Below are 16,176 nucleotides of genomic sequence, written 5' to 3'. Positions count from 1 at the left end.
CCCCATGACCAACCCCGATGACGCGTCCATGCTCAACAGAAAACAGATGGGCGGGATCAACGCCGTGAAAGGCTTTAATGCCCAGCTCGCCTACCTCTGCATCAAGCTGCTGTACTGGAGTGTCGACCCCGACTTCACGCACGCCATGAACGAAGGCGCCGACGACATCAACCTGCTGTTCGAGCGTAGCGGACGGCGTGAGCGGCACTACCTCCAACTCAAGGACCATCACGTCGGCAGGACGGAGTTCGCAGAGGTCGTCAGGCATTTCAAAACCATGCATGCGGCCGACACGAGCATCGTCAAGTTCTTCCTGGTGGCCAGGACGTTCCACGACGACGTGAAAGCCGTCGAACGGGCCCTGGAACGCATCAGGGGCGCACAGGCCATTCATGCCGGCACGAAGACCGAAGAGGATACGGTCGCGCATCTGGACGGTCTGCTCACTGACCTGAAGCTCCCGGACACAGCTCAGTGGGCACTCCAGCACCTGGAAATCGAAGACAGCGTCCACATCCGCGCCTGGCCGGACTCCATCCAGACACTCCTCAATGAATTTATCGGCCAGACGCAGAGTTTCAAAGTCTTCGAGAATGCGCTGAGGCCGGCGCTGGTCAGGGCCTTCGACGCGATCCAGGCCTTCGTGACAGACCACTTGGGGCAGGCGTTTTCTCGAGACGATGTCTTCGCGGTCATCCGCCGCGCCGTGGACGAATTCAGCCAGAACACCCAGCGGGAGGGGCTGGGCGTCTTCCTCGACGTATGGGGTGATCCGGACGCCCGCGCCCGTGAAGCGCACGACGCCATCGTCGACTGGCGCACGTACTTCGACCGCGCGACCCGCACCGTGCCACCAGTCGAGACGTGGACCGACGTTCTTCAGCCCGAACTGGATGACATTCAGAGGCGCTTCCGGACCCTGGGGACCAACCGGCACGTCACCATTCGGGGCAATGCGCCCCTGTCCGTCGGCCTGGCGGTCGGGGCGGCATTCTCCGCGGTCAAGTCATACCAGCTCACGATCATTCAGCGTGATACAGCGTGGGCGTCGAATGACGCTCCCAGCGCGGCGATACTGGAATCGCCGCTTGGGCTTGAAGTGCTGGATGAAGGCGGGACGGGCCTCTGCGTGGAGTTGAGCGCCCTGCGGGACGTGCACCGGAAGGTGGAGACCTTCAAGGCAGAAACCGGCATGCGCTTTGCCGCCCGCCTGGTCCTCAAGCAGACGGATCCTCCCATTGACGTCTGGACCGCTGCGGACGCCATCGCGTTGATGAACAGTGCTCGCCGTGCCATCCGTGCCGCGCACGACGCACATGACTTCAGTGAGATTCACCTGTTCTTCTCCGTGCCGCTGGGGGCAGCAATTCTCCTGGGCCATGGTCTAAACAGCACAGGCATCGTTCAGGCGTACGAAGAGCAACTCGACGGAGGGTACGCCCCCAGTTGCCGCCTTGACCTTCGGTAACGTGGAGGTGCAGGAACCGGAGCAGACGCAGAGAGCCTCGAGGAGAGTGCGCTCCGGAAACGTGGCCCGGTTGTCCCGCTATCACCATGCTGACTTCGTACGGCAGCTCCACCCTAAGGGGCGTTGGTTTCCAGATCCTGACGCGGGCTCGCCCTACCGGCAGAGCAGGAACTGTCCATCCTCCAGGGCCTTGCGAAACGCCAGCCCGGCGGCATGCCAGACGATCCCCGTCTCCCCCATCAACAACGCCTCCTTCAGACGGCTGGTTGCCCAGGGCGTGACCACACTCACCTGGTGGACCCCCTCCATGAGGAATGCGCGGCCTTCGACCGAGTAGGTCAGGTTGCCGTGCGCGGACACCAGCGTGAAGTACTGCCCTTCCGGCAACCGCTCCACGTCGATCCGGTACCATTTCCGGCCCAGCGCCGTCTCCCGCTGAACATCCGCCCAGGGACTCTCAACGAGGAATGGGGGCACGTCCGCCTGGTGGAGGAGCAGGGCCACCCGGTCACGCACCCAGTCGTTCCATTCCTCCTGGGGGGTGGGGTGGTGCCGCTGCATCACCCAGAACTGCGTGGCTGCCACGGCGTACTCCACCGACGGCACGCGGAAGGTCACGTCCCGCTCGACCCACGGCGTAAGCCGCCAGGTCTGTGCCCGCGCCTCCACGAACAAGAGGGGGTACCGTCTGAGATCGAGGCCCGCTGCTGCGTCCCTCTGGATTCCCCAGCGCAGTTGCAGGGCTTCGAGGTCATCGTGCGTCAGCGCGTCGTACCGGCGGAGCAGACGAATGACCAGCTTCACTACGCCGGGCACCCGCCAGCCCTCGCGACGGAAGGAGTAGTGGCGTGTCCGCGCTGACAGGTGGAGGCGCTGCCGAGCGCGGACCACCGCGAGTTGCGTCCGGTGCCTCCGGATCTCCTGCAGGTGCTGGCGAGCGGAGGTCAGTTCCTGAAGCTGTGTGAAACGCACGGTCGACAGGACGTGGAATGGCCCGGGGTGGACGGTCCGGGCCTCCGTGAAGTGGAGGGTCCGCTCCCTGGCTGTCAGGTCGACCGTCGCGGTGCTGTAGAACGCCGTGAAGAGCTCCCGTCCGTCCGGAGCCTCTTCCCCGCCACCGACGGACCAGTCGTCCATTCACTCGGGCAGGGTGGGCAGGGGCACCGCCGTCTCCACCGTGCTCGCGCGGGCGGTAAGCACCAGGTAGCCTTCGTCGAGGAGCCATTCCCGGCACTTGTCCCACAGGCCGTTGTCGCGCAGGCCGCCTCCCTGCTGCTCGAGGAACACCCAAACGACCTCGATCTCGTCACTCAGGTAGGACTCGGTGCGGACCTGCAGCTGGTGGAGCGTCAGGGGGCTGAGCTGCGCCTCGACCGCGACGCGGGTGCTGTCCTTGAGGGTGATGACCGCGTCGGCGATGCGTTTGATGTTCGGAAAGCGCACCTCGTATTCCAGTGACGCGACCTGATCGCCGAAGTGCCGGCGGAGCGCTTCCGCGGCGGTGCGCTTGAGGATCCTGTGCTGGGGGCTTTCCTTCTCGCTCTCGGCCTCGAAGGGACACTCGCTCGCTTCCCGCTTGTGCGCGAAGTACCACGCCCGGATCGCGCCCATGCGTGGGGTCATGTCCTTGCCGCAGAATTTGCACTGCCAGTGCTGCGCCTGAATTTCCGCTCGGGTGCGCTTCGCCCGGAGGGCAGGCATGTCCAGCACCACCGGGTCGTGGCCGTCACGGATGAGCTGCGCGGAGATCATAACCTCTTTGCACCGGTTGGGAGCCCCTTCGGCGTCATACCGTTGACCGTAGCAAAGCCATGCTTGGGCTGCCGCGCACCTGTGGCTTCCGCCCGACGGGGGTAGAACGGCATGTGGTGCGTGGTCAGGTCTCTGGCCAGAGACGGAGTGCCGGTGGATGGTCGCGCCAGGGCGTGGTGGCGGCCGTGATGTCGGGCGCGTCCTGCGCGCACTCCCGCGCAGAATACGTGGGATGACCCTGGCCGCCGACCCGCATTTCCTCCACCTGCAGACCATTCTTTCGTCCAAAGCCGAAGGGGACTGGCATGACTTCAAGGAGGGGGTTCACGGCAGGACTGACGAACTGCTTAAGGATCTCGTCGCCCTGGCAAATACTGCGGGCGGTCCCTACGGGGGCTATGGGTACCTCATCATCGGCATTGATGACGACGGCAATGTCCGTGGTCTTATCCCGAAAGAGACAGAGCTCAACGAAGATGCGCGGCAGCGGCAGCTTGGAAGCGCGGCCGCGCACGGAATCACGCCGCTGATGTCCCCCCAGGTCAAGGGGTACACCGTGGAAGGCCGGCGGATCCACCTTGTCATCGTGCCGCAGACGTCTGACCGCTGGCACGTGGTGACTGGGAGCCAGAACCACGGGTACTGGGTGCGGCGGGACCGCGCCAGTGTCCGCCCGACAGCCGAGCAACTCGAAGAGCACTTCCAGGAGCGGCTGAAGGCCCTGATTGGCCCGGTGCACGAACAGCTGCTCCGGATGGACGGGCGCATCGGTCAACTCCGCACCGATCTGGCCGCAGCGCAGGATCCAGCGCTGCTCAGCGCTGCTGAGCATGCCCGCATTGCCTTCCAAACGCCTGATCGCACGTTCCTCCGGCTGATCCGGCAGGAAGCGAGCACCTTCCTGGACCGACGAGGCGAACATCTGGAGGCCATCCAGCGCGTTCATCCCGATCGGCTGGTGGACCAGCCTACTTGGCATGACGCGGACCGTGACGCCCTTCGGGACCTGGTCGAACGGCTGGAGCAGGACACGCGGCCATTGATCGAAGCGGTCGGCGCCCTCATCCATGACGCGGAGCCCACGGCGCGAACAGAGCAGGCCCTGCTGGAACTGAACGCCGTCTTCACGGACGCGTCTGTGCACATGATGACGTTGCCGCCATCAACGTTCGCGCTGTGGGTGTACCCGGCCCTGCTCTACCTGCACGCGGTGGCGGCCAGCGCCACTCCACACCTGGAGTGGCAGCTGTTTGGCCAGGTCATTCATCACGTCCAGGACGTTCCGTCTCCTCGCCTGACGCGCCGGTCCGTGGCCCTGGCCAGCGTGGTGCCGTGGCGCGAGACCCTGGACGGCGTGATGAGGGTGATCGAACCCGGTTCACCGCCCCGGGCGGCTGCGCACCGGATGGAGCGGCTGCTGCGTCAAAGCGACTGGATTGGCCAGACCCTGCCCGTGCTGGGCCGCTTGGGCGCGTTCAGCCGGAGCGAGGCGGCCCTCACGCTGGGGTATGTAGCGGCTGCCCTGAAGCGGCAGGGACACGTGCCGCCGTCCTTCGCTGCCCTGTGGTGGACGTACCTGAACGCCAACGGCATTCTCGAGGAGACGATCCAGCGGTTCGTGGAGCGTGGATCACCGGTTCTGGCTGGGCTTAAGCTGCGGGATGTGGCCGCCGCGTTCGACAGTATGGACAAGCCGGGCAGCTACCTCACGGTGCAGGCGCAGTACTTGGTGGACGTGGGGCCACAGCCCTAGATCAGATGGGTCGAGAACCGCACGGACGTCATGTTTCAGGTTCAGAGTGGTCGTGCTGGGGCGAAATGCCGGCACGGATCAGGGGAGCCTGGGCCGTCATCTCGGCCGCGTTCAATGAGCATGGGCGGGCCTCAGGATGTGCTCACGGGCGGCCGGGCGGGCGTGACGGGACACTGACGTCAGCAACAAGGCCCAGGCCGCTCCAGGTCACTGAACCGCGGGTGAAGGCGTCCAGAGCGTGGAGGCCGGGTGTGGGTGGAACGTGGATTCGACCCGAGACAGGTCGCCAGCGAGAATCGCGTGAATGGGCGTGGGCCACCACGCAGCGCGCCGGCGACTGTGCCAGTGCCAGCGCAGCATTCCGCGGATGTCTGTCATCGGCATTCGGTACGCCATGCTGAGAGCGAGGACGAGATCCATCAATCGGAGGTGCAGGAGCGGTGGAGGAGCGGCGTACTGCTGATTCAGCTCGTTCAACGCTGCCGGGGTGAGGCCGTACCACTCCTGCAGCATGCCAACGAGTTGGTCGCTACGGGCGTCTTCCGGTGGGTGAGGTGAGCACTGCCGCAGGGGACGGTAGAAGGCAGCGGGGCATGGCAGTCGGTGAACCGGACGGTGACCGAGTAGGGTGGACGCGGCCTCTTCGCGCAGGAGATCGAGCAGGCTGTACGACAGTCCAGAGCGCCACGTGAGGTGTTGGCGACCACAGTGAACAGATACCGCTCGCCACTCGCTCCAGGTCAGTGGCCGGCCGCGCTGTGGCAAGTCGTCGTAAAAGTCGATCAATCTGGCGACGCCGTCGTCAGCGTGCAGCCAGAGAGAGTAGGGGCGTTCTGGAATGACGCACAGGAGCCGGGTGTCAGGGCGAGGCGGGGACGTCACCTGTGGCGCGCCGGGTGACGGTCGGACATACCTTGATAGTATCAAATCAGATGTCATCTGATTTGAAGTCGCTCATGTCGGGGGAAGTCGACAGCCTACATTCATGCCTCGTCAGCGCCGCGCACAAACGATCGATGACTCCGAGGCACAGCACCTGGCAGCGTTGGGAGCACGGATCCGACTGCTCCGGCAACAGCGCGACTTGGGTCTGGAAGAACTCGCGGCCCGAGCGGGCCTGCACAGGACGCATTTGTGGAAAATCGAAAAAGGCAAATTGAATGCAGGCATCATCAGTTACATGCGAATCGCCCGAGAACTCCAGATGACAGGTGAGGAGCTCTTTTCTATTCTGGACTTGCCCCTGAGTTGACGACCATCGAACGGCTATCTCAGACCTGTGAGGTTCTATGTGAGCTCTATGCATCCGCACGTCTCTCTCGAGTACCGCGACGCCGCCGCTCCCCATTATTATCTGATTTCCGACAACCAGAGCTTCGTAGATGCATTCAATCTGTTCATGCGGGAGATATGGGTGGGCCGAACGAATGTGAATACTGTGCGAACCTATGCCTACGCATTGCTGGACTGGTTTCGGTACGCACAGGCAGAGGAACTGCAGCTGGAGGACGTCCGGCGCAGCAATATCGTCAATTACGTTCTCCGGTTGCAAGGAGCAGCGAATCCCCAGCGGGCAAAACGCTCCCCATCGAGTCCCAAACCGGGATCGGTAAATGAGCATACTGGCAAAAAACACCTGCCAGAGGGATATCAGGCGTCTACGATCGCCCTTCGGATTTCAGTTCTGAGGCGATTCTTCGAGATCCTGATCGCAGAGGGCAGGGGACCGGCCACCTCGCCGGTTCCCCCCGCCGGCCGCGGGTTCCGACCCGAAAAAAATCAAATCCGGTACAGACGGATTTCCGCATTTGTTCCCTCGCCGCCTCAGCGCTCGGCACATGCTATTCCCGAGGCCCTGTTAAAACGTTTTAGGTCGGAGGCGCGATGTGCACGCGACAGTGCGCTGATCGAATGCCTCTATTCCACTGGCGCACGGGCAGCAGAAGTGATCGCCATAACGTACGAAGACGTGCTGTGGAAGGAACAGGCCGTGTTTCTTCAGACGAAAGGGCGCGCGGTCAAAGAGAAAGTCGCAGCATCGCGGATCTTTTTCGAGCGCCTGAAAGTGTATCTGGATGAGCGTGGCGAACGCCTGAGGCCCGGGGATTACATTTGGGTCGTGCGGCGGGGCGCCACGAGACCCATGACATATCCTGCCCTCCGGGCCGTCATTCAAGGAATGAACCGTCGCTTTGGGAGCAATGTTACCCTGCATGATTTCAGATCGACGTGTGCCGTCCAAATGGCCCGGAACCCCTTGATTCCCCTGCTGACGATTCGAGACCAGATGAGACATACAAATCTCTCTACAACACAGCGCTACATGGATTCAGGACGCATTGAAGATTTCTCTTTGCTTCAGAAGCATCTCGATGATGACAGTCACACGTCGCTTCCTATTGTTGAGTCGGTTGAATATGATCAGGATGACCTTGCTACTATTTTTGGACACATCAATGAGAGAGGGTCGGAGTGACAGCTGATGATTTTACGCGCGATGATATGATCTGCAAGATCGTGGGATTTTCACAGCTCCAGGGCTATACAGAGAAGACGCAAATGGACTACTTTTACGGTGCCAAATGTCTTCTGGACTGGCTTGAGACGCAGTGTGGTCGGACATGGCAAGAGCGCTGGCTGAACGGCGAACCTTCAATCATGAATTGGGGAGAGGCTCCCTCGGTTAGAAACAGAAAACACTTTGACTCAATGAGACTAGCTCTCTCACCATTGTTATGTCTTAGAGTTTTGCGCCCTAGCTATGAATGGCTTAATCACCAACATTTTAACAAGCTACATCTTAAGCTATCGGCGACAACTGATACCGAAGATTTTAGGATGATTAAAGAGACGGCAAAGCTCATGAAATTTTCAGGACATAGCACGTTAAGAACCATGCTGTGTGCTACGCTCATTGCTATCCATACAGGAAAGAGGATTTCGGCGTTCACGCTGGAAGATCTTCAGGAGTATGACGAAAAGCGCAAATTGGGAATTCATTATCTCGTCACGGCCGCTAGTCTGTGGAATGTATTGCGATACAATAGAATTATTGAGGGTGGTCTCGCAACGAGCGGCACTTCCAAGATCGTAGGTGCTCTGGAATCTGAAGAGCTGCTGGATAAATATCTTATTCTCGATCCCGACCAGAGATTTGTTTTCGCATCGTATCTGGATCACTGCAGCGTGCAGTGCAGTCCATTGGCTCTCAAGCAGGAGGCCGCCTTTCTTTTGGAAGCGTTCTGGCGCGACATCCTTCATCATCACCCGGAACAACTGACGTTTGAGGTCTCCCGGTCGATTGCCAATGCATGGAAGAAACGGAAGAAAGTAGACCCGGATACCGGGGAACGGATGAACGCTGCCGGAGTTTTTTCAACCGTACGAGCGTTTTACGCATTTCTGGACGAGCGTGCCCGCGAGGATCCGGAAACCTGGGAAAAATTTGCGGCGTATAATCCTGTCGATCTGGCTGACATTCAAGGTGAAGAGAAATTAACTTCCGACGGAAACGCGAAAAAAAGAAAAGATACTGCCGAGAAGCTCCAATACCTCGGCATTTTCTGGGAGACGCTCAGAAAAAACTCCGAAAATGCCATGCGTCTCCTTGAGGCCGCCAGGCAAGCGGGGCCCGGCGAACAGTTTGAAGCAAATGGCAAGCAGTTCTTGCGAGTGCCGACATCTCGCTCGCTGATTTCCACAGAGAATTATGGAACCGTCAGCGTCAAAGTAACTGAAGTCGGTCATCCTGGAGCAAAAAATATTGACGCTGTCAGCCAGGAGCACAGCGCATTTTGGATATGGGCGTCGATGGATCTGCTCCTGCGTACCGGCCTCCGCCCGTGGGAGTTGTACAGATTGGAAAAGGCTGATATTTCGAAGATCGTCGATACGAACAACAATGTGGTACCGTGCTTAATGATTCGTGCGGGGAAGACAGATGAACCCCGGGTTGTGCAATTGACCCCAAAGGCGGTCGCGACCCTCTCGCACATTATGAGGCGGGTTCAAGGCGAACTTGACTCCTATCCTGCTGTGCCCCGTTTTGAAGTAGTCGAGGGAGAATACGTCGAGGATGCTCAGTTGATTCTCCAAAAATCACTGAGCAGCTACCGATCCGGCTTTTATGGAACCGAACTGCTGCGTTGGCTGCACACGTTCCATGCTGATCTGTACGAACAAAGAATGCTTCCCGATTGGGTCACGTTCACACCCAAGGATTGTAGGCGACTGGTTGCAACCAAGATGTACATCAAAGGAGTACCCCTTCTGGAAATACAGAGGTTTCTGGGTCACAAGCACCTGCAGACCACATCGCTCTATATCGGCGAACCTATCGACACATTGCTGCAGCAATTGAAAGGTGTCTGGGACGATTGAAACATCGCTGCAAGCCGAGCCGCTGTGCGTCTGATGGGCTGGGAATGTTCACGGTCGGGGCTGGCCCATCACGCTGAGCTCACACTTCAGGTGTGGCTGGCTGACCAGACGACTATCGCTGCGGTCTGGGACATGCGACAGGCCACTGCATATCCCTAGGTACGTTGGCGTGTGCCTGTCGCGGTGTCGTCAGTCGTGCGAATGCCGATCGTGCCCTGTTGGCCGGGAGAACGTTGCGTCCGCTCTCACCAGTTCCACGGCCGGTCGTCCTTGATGAAAGACCGACGCGGCAATCTGATACTCGCCGTGGAAATCTCCCCCGATGATCAGCAGCAGCGGTTCCGGGCAGGCGTAGGCGTGGACGAGGCCCGGATTCCGCATGGTCTGCTGGTCCCGGGGGCTGTGATCAGGCGGAGCGTGCGGATGCGAATGCCATTCTCCGAGGTAGTACAGGCCACGCTCACGCCATAACCGGTCGAGCCACGTCCGTGTTCCCGCCGTGCCCCGCTCGAAGGTCGAGCGGCCGGCGACAGAGTCCTCAGGGGCGGGCAGTAGGGCGCGCACATGGGCCATGTCGCGGCGGCTGGAGTAGTGGCCGGCGAGGATGCCGCCGGTTTCATTCGGCAGGCCCGTGCTGCAGTGGCGCAGCAGCGTCCGCAGCTGGGCGCCGCTGATGGTCAGCCCGAACCGTCCGTCACTGGATCGGAAGGTCAGGGGGTCAGTCAAAGCGTGCCCCGTCGATCCGCCGAATGCCCATGAAGCGGTCACCGTCCTGAACCTGCTCATAGATCTCCAGCTGAAGGGCTTCCAGGCGTCGCATCAATGCCGCCTCCACGTACTTCACTCCAGTCGCCGCGAACAAGGCGATGTCGTCGAGGCGGGCTGGAAACACGGGGTGCCAGCATCCGATGCCCGCTCGTGGGATGTCATGGGCGGGGAAGCGGGCCAGATCTCCCTCGACGGCCGCGCCCACTAGGTCAAGGAAGTCTTCCAGGGGAACGATCGGGCCAGGCGCGTAAAAGCAGTACAGACGTTGAGCGCGCAGACCGAGGGAGAGGGACACGAACGCCTGATGATCCCCCCAACGCACGCGACGGAGCTCAATCAGGAGGCTGTCGCTGGCCGTGCAGTCCACGATCAGGTCGCACTCCCGCAAGGCGGCCACTGCGTCTTCGTCGTGGTGGGTGAAGGTCCGGTTGATGGCCTGCACGGTGACGTGGGGTCCACTCATGTTCAGCCGCTGGGCGAGCCGTTCCGCCTTGAAGTGCTCGAGGTCACCGAGGGTAAGCGTATGGCGCACGAGGTTCCCGGCCTCGAGCTGGTCTCCATCGATGAGGAGGAGCGAGGCGGCGCCCGTCCGGGCCAGCTGTTCTGCCACGGCGCTGCCGAGAGCGCCCACACCGATGATGGCGATGCGGGCGCGCTGTGCTGGGTCGGGGAGCCGCCCGCGGCTGCCGAGTTCCTCGGCGTTCCAGTTGCTCGATTCGGTCCAGATGAGTGGCGATGCGTCGGCCAGGGCGTCGCGGCGGTCTTTCATCAGGCGGCCGCGAGCGTCCGGGCGCCAGCCATTCGGTACTCTGTTCCCCCGTGAGAGGCGGGGGAGGTCCAGTGCCTGCCAGTGCATCTGCCGCAGTGGGCCGCCGTGGGCTTGCGGCATCGGCCAGCCCAGGAGCAGCAGGTGGGCCTGACCATCGCGGAGCGCTTCGAGATGCGGACAGAGGCGTGCGAAGAGGTCGATGCCCTGGGCCTGCACCGCGAGTTGCAATTCTCCCCAGGTCTGGGGCAGTTGCCAGGGCGGGACCACGGGCGCACGGTCGAGCCGGAGCCACACGCCCTGCCGCTCGACAGTGACCGCCTGCAGGGCGCTGCCCCACGTGGGACGGTACGTCTGTCCAAAGCCCCGCACGAACTGCGCTCCCTTTACATCGGGGACGTCCGACACCTGGACCAGGCCAGCCCGGGCTGACTTGGAAAGCCAGGCCTGCAGACTGGTCTCGTCCTCGTTGTAGGCCAGCAGGCGGCCCGGCCTGCCTCCACCCGGCAGGGGCGGCAATTCGTAGGGGTCGCCGTCCGGGGTCAGAGACCCGTGTGCGGCCGCGTGTAGCCAGGCCAGTCCGCGGTGGACGTGCCAGGCGAGCCGGGCCGCCGCGTCATACGGTTCGGTGTCGTAGACCGCGCGGTCGAGGATGTTGAGGGGGGTGTCCAGGCACGGGTGCCCTCGGCGCCATGGCGCGCCTGCGTCTCCGTGGGTGTTGTCGGTCTGGTGGGGGAAGGTGACCTTCAGCCCTCCGTCCACGGCGGGGTACAAGCGGATCAGGCCGGCCGGGTACTCGGTGCTGACCACCAGGTACCAGGGCGTGACCGTCGGGACGAGGTCGCTTCCACCGGTGAGCACGAGCTGGCAGGGCTGGAACCAGCGGGGCCGCTGCTCGTCGGGTGTCCAGGGCCCCAGTGGCACGAAGCCCTCGATGTGTTCAAGGGCTTCGGTGCCGGTGACGAGCGCCTCTGGGAGGGCGTCAGGCAAAGCGGCCCCGCTCGGTGCCGCTGCCACTGCTGGTGCGTTCGGTGAACCCCCCGGTCGTGCTGCCGCCGCCGTTGGTGCCCCCGCTGACGGGCGGCAACGGGAACCGGTTGCCGAACAGACTCCGCCAGAGCAGGGCGCTCTCGTGGGGATTCGGCTCGTCGTAGGCCTGCCGCGCGGTGGTGGCGGCGTCATCGATCAGGTCGAAGAAGGCGACGAAATCTTCCGGCGTGAGGCGGCTGAGGACGTTCACCTCCGGAACGCCGCGGGCCGGCACGACCGGAACCTCACCGCGCTGCGCGTAGCTCCACAGGCCGTCGCGGAGGGTCTCGAGGGTCCGGGTCACGCCCTCCGCGATGCTGCCGACATGTTCTGGACAGGCGTCGCCCACGAGGTGCTCGATGGGGTACCCCTTGGGATACTTGGGCGCGTCGTGCTGGCGGCGCCACCACTTGAGTGCCTTCACGATCCGCACGAACTGCTTGTTCAGGGCCTGATTTTTGTCGGTCGTCCAGCGGATGGTCTCGAGCGGGTGGGTCCGCTGCCACTCGCGCGCGTCCCGGTCCGGGATGAGCAGCGGTTCGGAGCGCCAGGGCTCACTGGCCGCTTTGGCGAAGTAGGACTTGAAGGCCACAGCCCCCTGGGCGCTGTCCAGTTGCTCCTCCGACTCGAAGATATCGAAGGCGAAGCTCTTAAAAACCTCTGCCTGTCGGGCGCTGGGTGCACTCGTCACGACCAGGTCGAGCTCGACGTACGACAGCTCGATGCCGATGGAACGGCCGTTGAACTTCCACTTTTCGGGATAGTGCCGCTCCATGAAGGGTTGAAAGAGTTCGAGAGCGTCATGTGGGGTGTAATGCGCTTCGTTCAGGTTGGTCACCACGACCACATCCACGTCGGATTTCTTGCCGGCGCGCGGCCGGATGGCGGTTGAGCGGCGGTAGCTCCCCTGCAGAAAATGCGTGATGATGTAAGGCTCGAGGTCGGCATCAGCGTCCAGCCGCTGTCGGAGGGTGCGGTGGCCGCGGATGAATTCGTCGCGCTGGTAGTCTGTCGGTTCGATGTTGCTCAGAAACGTTTGAAACTGGGTCGGCAGGTCCATGATCTCTCCTCGAGCGGGGTCGGACACCTCAGCTCCCGGTCGTAATCGTGACAGGCATTATGTTATAGCACAACAATTGAGGTGGGGGCGCGGGCTGCAAAATGGCGTCCTGCGCGGAGACGAGGCTGGAGATGGCGCAGTGCCGCATCCACTGGATGGGGAACGGAGCCTTGGACTCTGGGAAGCCGTGGCGTACATCTGAGGGTGGCTGGGGTGCGCTGGCGTCGCGGAGGGCCGACCTCAGCAGAGGTCGCTCCTCGTCCCTTTTCTTCTCCTGCCGACACCAATTCAGCCCGAGCGCGGGCCGAGCCGGGCGGGTACTCCGAAGGCAGTTAGTTTAGAAATAGGATATTATCTGAACTAAAAGCGAGTGTTCGCTTTTTCCTCGTTCCAGACGTCATTTATCACATGGCCTATCGGGTGAAGCCGTCCACTCAACGCATCACCAACGCTTAGGCTCAGGCCGGCCTGGCGTCAGTCGTCCACCGCTGCGCGACCCACCGGCAGCCACGCGCTACGCTCGCATCACCCATGCCCGACGACCTCGATCAGGTGACTGCCGACAGCGACCGCATCCTCGATGTCCTCCATCACGCCCACCTCCACGGCGGCGGCCACGCGGACACTCCCGAACTCGCCCGCGAGCTCAGTCTCCCCCTGGTGCGCGTCTCGGCCGCCTGCCGCCGCCTCGCCGCGCTGTCCCACCTCGCGGTGCATGCCGACCGGGGCGAGGGCGAATTCCTGGTCAGCATCACCTCTGAGGGCATGCGCTCTACCGAAGCACGCCGGCGTCCGGCTGCGCCCAACACGCTCACCCAGAACTTCCATGCTCCGGTCGGCGTAGTCGCTACCCAGACAGGTCCAGATGCCCACATGACTGTCCAGCACCGCGGTGGCATCGCGGCCGAGGAACTCACCGCCCTGCTGACCGGCCTCCGGGCTCAGATCGCCACCCTCCCGGAAGACGACCAGGACGAGGCCCACGACACGCTCCAGAGCCTGGAGAAAGGCGTGCAGGAAGGCCGCCTTGTTCGCGCGCAGCGTGCAGTGGAGACCCTCAGCAAGCTGGGTACGTCCTCCGCCACGTTCATCACGGCGCTGAAGGGCATCGCCAAGGCCCTGGGTCTGCCCTTCCCAGGTGAGACACCCTGAGTTCTCACGCAGAGCGGCTGGAGTCCCTCCTGCGGGCGCACAGCCTGCATGAGATGGACGCCGCACGGCTGCTGCTGGATTGCGGGTGCCCACTTCCGCTTGCCGGGCCGTTGACGACCGCCCAGGCTCAAACTCTCGGCACGTGGCTGGACGTCGATCCGCTCTACCTCCTTGGCCGTGAGGACAGACCCGTGCCCGCCCCTCATCCGTACCACAACGCGCCACAACTGCTGTGGTCAGCCGTGATGAGTGGCGTGGCCGCCGGCACACTCAAGGAAGTGCATGTGCTCAAGGCTCGTGGCATCGACCTGGACCGCCTCAAGTCCTGGTGGCCGACCGACGACGCCCGGGTGATGATCGCGGTCGTCCTGAAGCTCCGCCGGGCCCTCGGCTCCTATGAGGTGGCGTCCTACCAGCTCTGGGAGCCCCTGCCGTGGAACTACGGTAAGTCCAGAGGCGAACTCCTCTCCGTCATGCTGCTGCTCCAGCACCTCGACGCACGGCTCAGAGGCGGCCTGTTCTTCCGGGGCGTCGAGATCAGCGTCACGGACATGCAGGGCCTGGTGGACGGCACCATCCATGCGTCAGCGGTGATCGGTGAGGGCTGCTGGACGCCAGGCTGGGACCTCTACGACCACCTCCCGCCGGATGCCCTGAAGGTGCCAAGCAGGGCACGCGCGCTGGAGTCTTCCCTCCGGCACTACGGAGAGTGGCGGTCGTGGATCACCCCGGGAGGCCAAGCCACACCCGGTCAGGGTTAAAGCCCAACCCGAGCTCCCACGGCAGGGGCTCCCGTGCTGGATCAATCGTCAGGGTGTATCCATCCCTGACCTGCACTTCGATGGTGCCTTCGAACCAGTCGTTGAGCGCTGCACGACTGCCCGTCCCGACCAGCCGGTCTGGAAGCACTTTTCCTTCCAGCAGGACGGCGGCCAGCAGCGCCCGCGTGATCACATTCGGTTGAGCGCTTTCGCGTAACCACGCGGGCTCCATGGAGACCACCTGCCCGAACCGTGGGATGTACTGTATGCCACTCACGGCCACCACGCGGCCCTGCTCGGATGCCTGCCACAGTGACTCGGCGGAATACATGGGATGCAGCGGTCCAAGTTGCGCGGTCAGGGTTCCCATGACATTGGTGACCTCGTCGGTCATCGAGTGGAGGTCAATGCCGGCAGCGCGGGCCTGCGTGATCACGGTGAGGAGTGCGTCCCGCCGCAGCGTCGCCCGGTGTAACCCCGCAGTCCACGGCCGCTCGACGAACGTCCACCCGCGGCGGAGATAGGTCTGCTCCAGGCGGGTCTGCGGCTCGCCCTCCGGGAGCCACGCCGTCAGTTCCGTGATCTTGAATCGGCCGTCATACGCGATCACCTGCAGCCCGGCCTCCAAGTGCGCGAGCAGGGTGTCGGTCAGCGTGTCGTGCTCCGAAGCACTCAGGGCCACGACGCGCACCCGGCCGTCGTTGAGGAGGTGGTACCACCCGGCCGCCACGACTTCACCTTTGTGTCTGGAGAGCCAGACGTCGTATGCAGGTTGAAATCCAAGAGGTGTGATCACACCGAAGGGCTGCATAGCGTCGAACTGCTCACCGCCACGGTCGAGCAGGCGGTCGAAGAGCGCACGCATGCTGGGGGCGTCTTTGCTTTTCGCGAGGTGGAACCGGTGGGTCAGGCGTGGAGGCAGCAGTGCCATGAAGCTCCTTGTGCGGCATGAAGTCGACGTTGCTACTTATAGAAAGACTATCAATAAGTAGTCGTTTTTTCATACTCTGACTGCGAAGCTGCGTGGATGGCGTCCGATCCCGCACAGGCCCGGCTTGAGGAGATCGGCCGCCGCGTGCGCGAGGCCCGGATCCGCCGTGGCTGGAACCAGGACACCTTCGCCCACAACGCCGGCATCCACCGCGCCTACATCGGTATGATCGAAAACGGCAAGAAGGACCTGCGGATCTCCACGGTGTACCGGCTCGCGGAAGCGCTCGGCGTGCCCGTCACGGCCCTGTTGCCCTGAGTTTCGAACAGCGGGCCCGGCCAGTTGCCGTAGTCCGT

14 protein-coding genes are annotated in these 16,176 nt (G+C 62.8%); 8 read left to right on the top strand and 6 right to left on the bottom strand.

Annotated features, from left to right (window positions below; translation table 11 throughout):
- Nucleotides 1–4: 4 nt before the first annotated feature.
- Nucleotides 5–1,468: an SAVED domain-containing protein gene (locus HNQ07_RS20130; RefSeq protein WP_184115149.1), complete on the top strand. Its 1,464-nt coding sequence runs from the start codon at nt 5–7 to the stop codon at nt 1,466–1,468.
- A 153-nt stretch (nt 1,469–1,621) separates the two neighbouring features.
- Here HNQ07_RS20130 and HNQ07_RS20125 read toward each other — a convergent pair whose 3' ends face one another.
- Nucleotides 1,622–2,605, bottom strand: a complete 984-nt coding sequence (locus tag HNQ07_RS20125; protein ID WP_184115148.1) for a hypothetical protein — start codon at nt 2,603–2,605, stop codon at nt 1,622–1,624.
- Complete coding sequence (locus HNQ07_RS20120; RefSeq protein WP_184115146.1) at nt 2,606–3,220, bottom strand: competence protein CoiA; 615 nt, start codon at nt 3,218–3,220, stop codon at nt 2,606–2,608.
- A 232-nt stretch (nt 3,221–3,452) separates the two neighbouring features.
- On the opposite strand from HNQ07_RS20120, the gene HNQ07_RS20115 reads away from it, so the two are divergent.
- From HNQ07_RS20115 to HNQ07_RS20100, 4 genes are all read left to right on the top strand, one after another.
- Nucleotides 3,453–4,973, top strand: a complete 1,521-nt coding sequence (locus HNQ07_RS20115; RefSeq protein ID WP_184115144.1) for an AlbA family DNA-binding domain-containing protein — start codon at nt 3,453–3,455, stop codon at nt 4,971–4,973.
- 985 nt (nt 4,974–5,958) lie between these two features.
- Complete coding sequence (locus HNQ07_RS20110) at nt 5,959–6,225, top strand: helix-turn-helix domain-containing protein (protein ID WP_184115142.1); 267 nt, start codon at nt 5,959–5,961, stop codon at nt 6,223–6,225.
- A 48-nt stretch (nt 6,226–6,273) separates the two neighbouring features.
- Nucleotides 6,274–7,449, top strand: a complete 1,176-nt coding sequence (locus HNQ07_RS20105) for a tyrosine-type recombinase/integrase (RefSeq protein ID WP_184115140.1) — start codon at nt 6,274–6,276, stop codon at nt 7,447–7,449.
- A gap of 26 nt (nt 7,450–7,475) precedes the next feature.
- Nucleotides 7,476–9,353, top strand: coding sequence for a site-specific integrase (locus HNQ07_RS20100; protein WP_184115138.1), 1,878 nt, complete (start codon nt 7,476–7,478; stop codon nt 9,351–9,353).
- A gap of 189 nt (nt 9,354–9,542) precedes the next feature.
- On the opposite strand, the gene HNQ07_RS20095 is transcribed toward HNQ07_RS20100, so the two are convergent.
- From HNQ07_RS20095 to HNQ07_RS20085, 3 genes are read right to left on the bottom strand one after another with little or no spacing between them, the layout of a single operon-like run.
- On the bottom strand, nt 9,543–10,079 hold the full coding sequence (locus HNQ07_RS20095; protein ID WP_184115136.1) for a M67 family metallopeptidase: 537 nt from the start codon (nt 10,077–10,079) through the stop codon (nt 9,543–9,545).
- On the bottom strand, nt 10,072–11,877 hold the full coding sequence (locus tag HNQ07_RS20090) for a HesA/MoeB/ThiF family protein (protein WP_184115134.1): 1,806 nt from the start codon (nt 11,875–11,877) through the stop codon (nt 10,072–10,074). The genes HNQ07_RS20095 and HNQ07_RS20090 overlap by 8 nt, the downstream gene beginning before the upstream one ends.
- Nucleotides 11,870–12,976, bottom strand: coding sequence for an SMODS domain-containing nucleotidyltransferase (locus HNQ07_RS20085; protein ID WP_184115132.1), 1,107 nt, complete (start codon nt 12,974–12,976; stop codon nt 11,870–11,872). The genes HNQ07_RS20090 and HNQ07_RS20085 overlap by 8 nt, the downstream gene beginning before the upstream one ends.
- Nucleotides 12,977–13,507: 531 nt before the next feature.
- On the opposite strand from HNQ07_RS20085, the gene HNQ07_RS20080 reads away from it, so the two are divergent.
- Nucleotides 13,508–14,128, top strand: a complete 621-nt coding sequence (locus HNQ07_RS20080; protein ID WP_184115130.1) for a hypothetical protein — start codon at nt 13,508–13,510, stop codon at nt 14,126–14,128.
- Nucleotides 14,129–14,181: 53 nt separating this feature from the next.
- On the top strand, nt 14,182–14,889 hold the full coding sequence (locus HNQ07_RS20075; protein ID WP_184115128.1) for a hypothetical protein: 708 nt from the start codon (nt 14,182–14,184) through the stop codon (nt 14,887–14,889).
- On the opposite strand, the gene HNQ07_RS20070 is transcribed toward HNQ07_RS20075, so the two are convergent.
- The gene (locus tag HNQ07_RS20070; protein WP_184115126.1) at nt 14,852–15,820 is read right to left on the bottom strand and encodes a hypothetical protein; all 969 of its coding nucleotides are present in this window, start codon (nt 15,818–15,820) and stop codon (nt 14,852–14,854) included. The genes HNQ07_RS20075 and HNQ07_RS20070 overlap by 38 nt on opposite strands.
- Nucleotides 15,821–15,916: 96 nt before the next feature.
- Between HNQ07_RS20070 and relB the strand changes: the two genes are divergently transcribed.
- A complete protein-coding gene (gene relB, locus HNQ07_RS20065; RefSeq protein ID WP_184115124.1) occupies nt 15,917–16,138 on the top strand; it encodes a type II toxin-antitoxin system RelB family anti-toxin in 222 nt (73 codons plus the stop codon).
- The last annotated feature ends 38 nt before the right edge of the window (nt 16,139–16,176 follow it).

Origin of the sequence: Deinococcus metalli, from assembly GCF_014201805.1 — a bacterium.
Taxonomy (GTDB): Bacteria; Deinococcota; Deinococci; order Deinococcales; family Deinococcaceae; genus Deinococcus; species Deinococcus metalli.
Note: the sequence above shows the minus strand (reverse complement) of the source record. Positions and strands in the feature narration are given on the sequence as shown.

Excerpts from the sequence above, each read along its gene's own strand:
- HNQ07_RS20130 (WP_184115149.1), top strand. The coding sequence starts at position 5 with ATGACCAACCCCGATGACGCGTCCATGCTCAACAGAAAACAGATGGGC.
- HNQ07_RS20085 (WP_184115132.1), bottom strand. The coding sequence starts at position 12,976 with ATGGACCTGCCGACCCAGTTTCAAACGTTTCTGAGCAACATCGAACCG.
- relB (WP_184115124.1), top strand. The coding sequence starts at position 15,917 with ATGGCGTCCGATCCCGCACAGGCCCGGCTTGAGGAGATCGGCCGCCGC.
- HNQ07_RS20115 (WP_184115144.1), top strand. The coding sequence starts at position 3,453 with ATGACCCTGGCCGCCGACCCGCATTTCCTCCACCTGCAGACCATTCTT.
- HNQ07_RS20080 (WP_184115130.1), top strand. The coding sequence starts at position 13,508 with ATGCCCGACGACCTCGATCAGGTGACTGCCGACAGCGACCGCATCCTC.
- HNQ07_RS20110 (WP_184115142.1), top strand. The coding sequence starts at position 5,959 with ATGCCTCGTCAGCGCCGCGCACAAACGATCGATGACTCCGAGGCACAG.
- HNQ07_RS20120 (WP_184115146.1), bottom strand. The coding sequence starts at position 3,220 with ATGATCTCCGCGCAGCTCATCCGTGACGGCCACGACCCGGTGGTGCTG.
- HNQ07_RS20070 (WP_184115126.1), bottom strand. The coding sequence starts at position 15,820 with ATGGCACTGCTGCCTCCACGCCTGACCCACCGGTTCCACCTCGCGAAA.
- HNQ07_RS20075 (WP_184115128.1), top strand. The coding sequence starts at position 14,182 with ATGGACGCCGCACGGCTGCTGCTGGATTGCGGGTGCCCACTTCCGCTT.
- HNQ07_RS20100 (WP_184115138.1), top strand. The coding sequence starts at position 7,476 with ATGATCTGCAAGATCGTGGGATTTTCACAGCTCCAGGGCTATACAGAG.
- HNQ07_RS20105 (WP_184115140.1), top strand. The coding sequence starts at position 6,274 with ATGCATCCGCACGTCTCTCTCGAGTACCGCGACGCCGCCGCTCCCCAT.
- HNQ07_RS20125 (WP_184115148.1), bottom strand. The coding sequence starts at position 2,605 with ATGGACGACTGGTCCGTCGGTGGCGGGGAAGAGGCTCCGGACGGACGG.